The 6,101-nt window shown below is 33.7% G+C and carries 6 protein-coding genes and 1 pseudogene; all 7 read left to right on the forward strand.

Annotated elements, in window-relative coordinates:
* Nucleotides 1-903, forward strand: a 903-nt coding sequence (locus Q0X89_RS15090) for a polysulfide reductase (RefSeq protein ID WP_297695648.1), incomplete at its 5' end; no start/stop codon positions are given.
* Nucleotides 900-1,772 (forward strand): hypothetical protein, encoded by an 873-nt coding sequence (locus tag Q0X89_RS15095; RefSeq protein WP_297695650.1) that lies wholly within the window; start codon nt 900-902, stop codon nt 1,770-1,772. The genes Q0X89_RS15090 and Q0X89_RS15095, both read left to right, overlap by 4 nt.
* Before the next feature lie 10 nt (nt 1,773-1,782).
* On the forward strand, nt 1,783-2,181 hold the full coding sequence (locus Q0X89_RS15100) for a cytochrome c (protein WP_297695652.1): 399 nt from the start codon (nt 1,783-1,785) through the stop codon (nt 2,179-2,181).
* Between the two features lie 86 nt (nt 2,182-2,267).
* On the forward strand, nt 2,268-3,479 hold the full coding sequence (locus Q0X89_RS15105) for a hypothetical protein (protein ID WP_297695654.1): 1,212 nt from the start codon (nt 2,268-2,270) through the stop codon (nt 3,477-3,479).
* A gap of 66 nt (nt 3,480-3,545) precedes the next feature.
* Nucleotides 3,546-4,304, forward strand: coding sequence for a hypothetical protein (locus Q0X89_RS15110; protein ID WP_297695656.1), 759 nt, complete (start codon nt 3,546-3,548; stop codon nt 4,302-4,304).
* Between the two features lie 683 nt (nt 4,305-4,987).
* Entirely contained in the window at nt 4,988-5,902 is a 915-nt protein-coding gene (locus Q0X89_RS15115; RefSeq protein ID WP_297695658.1) for a 4Fe-4S dicluster domain-containing protein, read from the forward strand.
* Nucleotides 5,899-6,101, forward strand: a pseudogene (locus tag Q0X89_RS15120) (hypothetical protein); the annotation flags it as partial. The gene Q0X89_RS15115 and the pseudogene Q0X89_RS15120, both read left to right, overlap by 4 nt.

Genomic DNA, 6,101 nt, shown 5'->3' on the forward strand with positions numbered 1-6,101 from the left:
ATCATTATTCCAACTTCAATTATCTTAAGTTTTTTATTACTGTATTTTCCTTTGTTACCTGATTTAGCAATCCTTAAGAAACATCACTTAAAAACAAAACCAACCTATAGTAAATGGTATGGTAAATTATCTTTGAATTGGACAGGGAGTAAAGTTCAAAAAGCCATTCAGTCAAAATCTATCAAAATCATTGCCATAATGGTCATACCCGTAGGTATATTGTTGCAAACCATTGATGCCTGGTTATTTTCCACAACCTACAGAATTGGGTGGGATAGCACCAACATGGGTGCATATTTTACTTCTGGAGCCTTTGTTGCTGGTCTTGGGGCACTTATTACCGTTGTTTATGTTATAAGAAAAGTAAGAAGACTCGAACATTATATTACGGATTATCATTTTGATAAACTAGCCCAATATTTACTTCTTACTTGCCTGGTTTACTTTTACTTTAATATAAACGAATATTTGATTCCCATATTTAATGCTCCTGTAGAAGAAGATATTCATTTAAATACATTGGTCTACGGAGAATATGCAGGATTATTTTGGTTTTCTCAGATATTCGGATTGATTTTACCAATCCTCATTTTATTATTCAAAAAAGGTAGAAAACCGATGCCTGTGTTTATTGTAGGTATTATGGTGGTTTTGGGTTCATGGTGGAAACGATATATCATTGTAACACCTACCTTATTGCATCCATTTTTACCAATAGAAGGAGTACCTGAGTCATGGCATCATTATTTTCCGAGTATGCATGAATGGTTAATTACCGGGGCAACTCTGGCAATGACTTTATTAATAATTACTTTATTTGTAAGGTTTCTACCTGTGATTCCTATTCAGCGCATAGCTGAAGAAAAAGGATTATTGAAAACAGATAAAAAAGCAGAATCATGAAAAATAGATCAACATCTGAGAGTGCTTTTTTGGCCTGGACTATCGGGTTCATATTTTGCCTGGGTTTATCAAATATATATGCGCAAAATGATGAAAAATATAGGGTAAGATTAAGAGCTGATTATGTAAAGATAATGGAGGGCGATGCGTACTTAAATATCAAAGCAACTGCCAAGATTGGAGACGAAACTCTACCGGTACCAAACATTGAAATCGCAGTTTATAATGAGGTTGAAGGTGAAGAAATTATATTGGGGAATACCAAAACAAATATAAAAGGTGAAAGTAGATTTGTATTGAATAAATCAATGGATTTAAAATCTGACTCAACAAATACCTATAACCTGGGAATTTCATTTGATGGAAATGATTCGTTTAGGAAAGCTTCAAAAAGTACTAGTTTTAAAAATGCACATATGGTAGCAAAGCTTATTACTAAAGACAGTATAAATTATTTAACAGCCACACTTAGAGAAACTGCCACAGATAGCCTACTTGCTGGGGAATCACTAATTATACAGGTGCAGCGATTATTTAAGCCTCTAAAAATTGGTGAAGAGTTTAATTTTACTGATGAAAATGGTTCCATTCATATCCCTGTTGAAGAAGGAATACCCGGTATTGATGGAAATTTAGTTATTGAAGTTGTGCTCGACGATAGTGATAACTACGGAACCGTTAAAACTATAGTTAATGCACCGGTAGGTATTCCTATTGTGGAGGAAACAACTTTTGATCAACGAAAAATGTGGTCTGCAAGAAATAAAACACCTCTATTTCTATTAGTTTTTATAAATTTAATTATTGCATTAATATATGGCTTATTTATATTTTTAATTTCCAATTTATTCAGAATTTCAAAAAGTTAAACTTAAAAAAATGAAAACACTTAAAACGCTATTAATATTGGGCATTGTCTCCTTTACATTCTATTCCTTTACCACCATATTACAGGATAAATGGGTGGTGCCAGAGAAGTATGTAACTATGAAAAACCCAACCGATCCAGCCGTAGATATGGCAATAGGAAAGGCTTTATACAGCAAGCATTGCAAATCCTGTCATGGAAAAGAAGGTTATGGAGATGGTCCAAAGGCAAAAGATGTAGAAGGTGATTTAGGCGATTTTTCATCTGAAGAATACCAGGCACAAACCGATGGGGAATTGTTTTACAAAACCAGTTTTGGATGGGAAGATATGCCTGAATACACCAAAAAAATGCCTGATGATGAAGACAGATGGCTTATTGTTAATTATATGAGAACATTGGCGGAATAATACCAAATAAATAATTTGAACACTTAAAGTACGGTATTTAGCAACCATATAAAGCAAATGTTAAGTTTAAAGATGAATCTTTTATTATGAGTAAGACCTTACGTTTTATAAGTATTTCGCATAAAACAGCTTCTGTTTCTAAACGAGAGGAATATCATATTTCAGATTGTGAAAAGAATAGTTTAATAACCCTTATCCGAACTACGTTTCCGGATATTGCGGGATTGCTACTTCTTACAACATGCAATAGAACTGAAATTTATATAGAATCTGTAGAAACTACAGCCATAGAATTACGAGACTTTTTGATTAAGTTTAAAGACCGGAGGCTTTCCTTAGATAAAAATTTATTTAATCTAAGTAATTCAACTGAAGGTACTGTAAAGCATCTCTTAGAAGTATCATCAGGATTAGCATCTTCCATTGTAGGAGATGCGGAAATTATCCATCAGATCAAAAAAGCACATCAATTAGCAATAGCAAATCAATTACAAGGATCAATCCTGGAACGGGCAATGCAGACCGTTTTTAAAAGCCATAAACGAATAAGCAATGAAACTGAATTTAGGGATGGAACCACTTCTGTGGCCTATAAATCCCTGAAAATGATAAGCGACACCTTTGGTAAGGGTCACAGGCAATCAAAAAAGATATTGTTTATAGGGGCGGGTGATATTGTAAAGCAACTCTTTAAGTATAATTCCAAGTTTGATTATAATGATATATATATAAGCAATCGGACCGAAGAGAAGGCTATTATCCTGGCAAAAAGATATGGTTGCAGTGTTTATCCATGGGAAAAAGTACTTCAAAACGAATTCATTGGTTTTGATGTATTAATCAGTGCCGCAAGCAACTGCCATCGACTCATAAATAATATCGTAAATGAGAATAAAAAATTACTATTAATTGATCTGGCGCTTCCGAGCAATATAAATAAAGAATTAATACAACAGAGCAATGTAACGCTTTATGATCTAGACACAATTTCTGTTGGATTAGAAAACACTCGTGAAAGAAGGATTGCATCCATTAGTAAAGTGGACAAAATCAATGAGGAAGAACTTCGGGCATTCAGTGTTTGGCATCGGGAAGCCCCCTTAAGAGAGTTTTTAGCCGAGCATAAAATTTTAGTAAATAAAAAGGTAAAGGCCTATTATAAGGCTAATGGCATCGAAGAAGACTCTACAGAAATTACGCAATCTACTAACAGAGTTATGAGAAAACTCATAAAGCATTTCGAAGAACCATTAAAAACGGATGAGTTGGATACTATTATTGCCAAACACATTTTTTAAGAATTGATTTAAAAAGAAACTAAGTAATACAAATTCTGTTTTAACTACAAAAAGTATACAATTCCTATGAATTACAAATCTATTCTCCTTATCCCTTTATTTTTTATTTTCTTAACCGGCTGTAAAAGGGGTCCTAAAACCGTAGAACCCTTTTCCATTGGTAAAAAATCTGCAGTAGCCTCTTCTACCGATATTATAGATAACGAAATTCATGAAATAAAGATTCTTGAGATAATCCCTGCCACCAAATATGTATATCTGAATGTTAAGGAAGACAAAGATCAGTTTTGGATAGCTACTAAAAAAAGAGAGATTGATCTTGACTCAACTTACTTCTATCGGGAGGCTTTACTTAAAACTGATTTTAAAAGTAAAATCCACAACAGGGTTTTTGACTCTATTTGGTTTGTTACTAAACTAGTAACACAGATGCATGGTGCCAAGTATACCTCCGGGGGCTCCGATAATCCTCAAATAAGTAAAGATAAAGAAGAACCCGTTGAAGTGACTGTACACGGAGATAAAAACATTAATTATAAAATTTACCCGGATATTTCGGCCTTATTGAATGATCCAGATAAGTTTGATGGACAAGCTGTACAAATAAAAGGCAAGTGTGTTAAAGTGAATAACAATATCATGAATAAAAACTGGATTCACCTTAAAGATGAAAGCCAGGATGATTTTGATCTTATAATCACCACAAATATGTCTGCACAGAAAGGTGATCTAATTACGATACAGGCATTGGTGGCTCTTAACAAAGATTATGGAGCTGGTTATTCCTATGATTTAATTTTAGAAAATGGTGTCATTTTACAATAGTATCCCATAATTAAGTAAAAAGGTATCTATTATTTATAGATACCTTTTTTTATGAATTACCAGCTGTATCATCCATACAGCTTAAAATGTTCAACGTGCTGCCCTCTATCTTTATTGTTGAAATTCTTCACATAAATTACCAATAAGGTTATTAGAAAATCGTTAAAAATCAGAAGTGTCTATGACCGTTGAAGAAATGAAAGTGATTATAGCAGAACAAGTTTCTTTATTGAAAAATTCTACTGTTTAAATAATTCTTAAGCTTCCAAAAACAATGAGCAACCCTGGCTTTTAGCCTGGGTTTTCTTTTTTGAAGAAAGAGGTTTATAAACATTATTATTATTTAATTGTTGTGGAATTAGCATAAAACTCATGTTAAGCTCAAATTCGGATCTTTAATAGGATAAGATTCTAAAAATAGTAGCATAAATCTATGTAACAAATATTACAAACATGACATATGTCATACAATATCAAATGATTAGATGTTAGATTTGAATGAACGGGATCATACACGAACTACGTACATTATAAGCTGATTTTTTCTTTAAAGTTCAAGCGATCTCTTTTTGATTTGATTTCTTATTTGATTTGATTTCTTAAAAGATATTGAGGCGTTTTGTCCATTTTCTTTTCACCTTAGTTTTTAAATATTACACTGGTTTTAAATTTAAAAAAGAGTCATGAAAAATGAAAATTCCAAAAATCCTACCCGAAGGAAATTTTTAAAAAATATATCTTCCGGAAGTGCATTAGCCGTATCTGGCTTGGCATATTTTTCTGTTTCTTCTTGCAAACAAGTTTCTGACGAAAAAACTACATTATTAACAACAGATGGTAAACTGGTCCAGGTTTCTAATTCTGAAATTGAAAATCTTGATCATCAGCATCTTCCTGCAACGCGGGAAGAATCCCGTTTAGGGATTCCGGGGAAAAAATTTGTGATGGTTGTCGATCTGGCAAAATGTAAAAATGCAAAGAAATGCATTGAAGCATGTGACCATACGCATAATTTAACTCCAGACAGACCTTACATTAAGGTTTTGGAAATGCAGGATAATGAAAAATCTTCCCCTTACTGGATGCCAAAAAAATGTTTCCAATGTGATAACCCTCCCTGCGTAAAAGTCTGCCCGGTTGGAGCAACATATAAACGTACAGATGGCATTGTACTTGTAGATAATGAACGTTGTATTGGATGTCGATTTTGTATGGCAGCCTGCCCATATTCGGCACGAGTATTTAACTGGGGAAAACCACCAGATCAGGATGAAAATATTCCTTATTCTCCTGAAACCAGTCTTCCAAGTGAAATAGGTACAGTAGGAAAATGTGATTTTTGCCCGGACATGCTACGGAACAATAAGCTACCTCATTGTGTTACTTCCTGTCCTAATGGTGTTATTTACTTTGGGGATGAGATCGACGACACTGTTACCAATGGAGAAGAAACGGTACGGTTATCTACTTTACTGAAAGAAAAAGCCGGGTATCGATATATGGAAGAATTAGGTACAGAACCACGTGTTTATTATCTCCCACCTGTTGACAGGTTGTTCCCCTTTGAAGAGACTACCCAAGAAAACAGTGAGTCATGAGTAAACCGAATATAGAACTTCAAAAGTTTAGAACAAAAAGAGGAAAACGCCTCTTAAATCATATAATTACAACGTCATTACAATATAAATTGTGGATTGTATTCTTACTCATACTTATTGTAATAGGAATGTTTGGTTATTATCGCCAATTAAGGTACGGACTTGTAGTAACTGCCATGAGAGATTATACTTCCTGGGG

Source organism: uncultured Eudoraea sp. (genome assembly GCF_947258525.1).
GTDB lineage: Bacteria > Bacteroidota > Bacteroidia > Flavobacteriales > Flavobacteriaceae > Eudoraea.

Bases quoted from the DNA above. Each gene is read 5' to 3' on its own strand.
- Q0X89_RS15095 (WP_297695650.1), top strand. From the start codon at position 900: ATGAAAAATAGATCAACATCTGAGAGTGCTTTTTTGGCCTGGACTATC.
- Q0X89_RS15100 (WP_297695652.1), top strand. From the start codon at position 1,783: ATGAAAACACTTAAAACGCTATTAATATTGGGCATTGTCTCCTTTACA.
- Q0X89_RS15105 (WP_297695654.1), top strand. From the start codon at position 2,268: ATGAGTAAGACCTTACGTTTTATAAGTATTTCGCATAAAACAGCTTCT.
- Q0X89_RS15110 (WP_297695656.1), top strand. From the start codon at position 3,546: ATGAATTACAAATCTATTCTCCTTATCCCTTTATTTTTTATTTTCTTA.
- Q0X89_RS15115 (WP_297695658.1), top strand. From the start codon at position 4,988: ATGAAAAATGAAAATTCCAAAAATCCTACCCGAAGGAAATTTTTAAAA.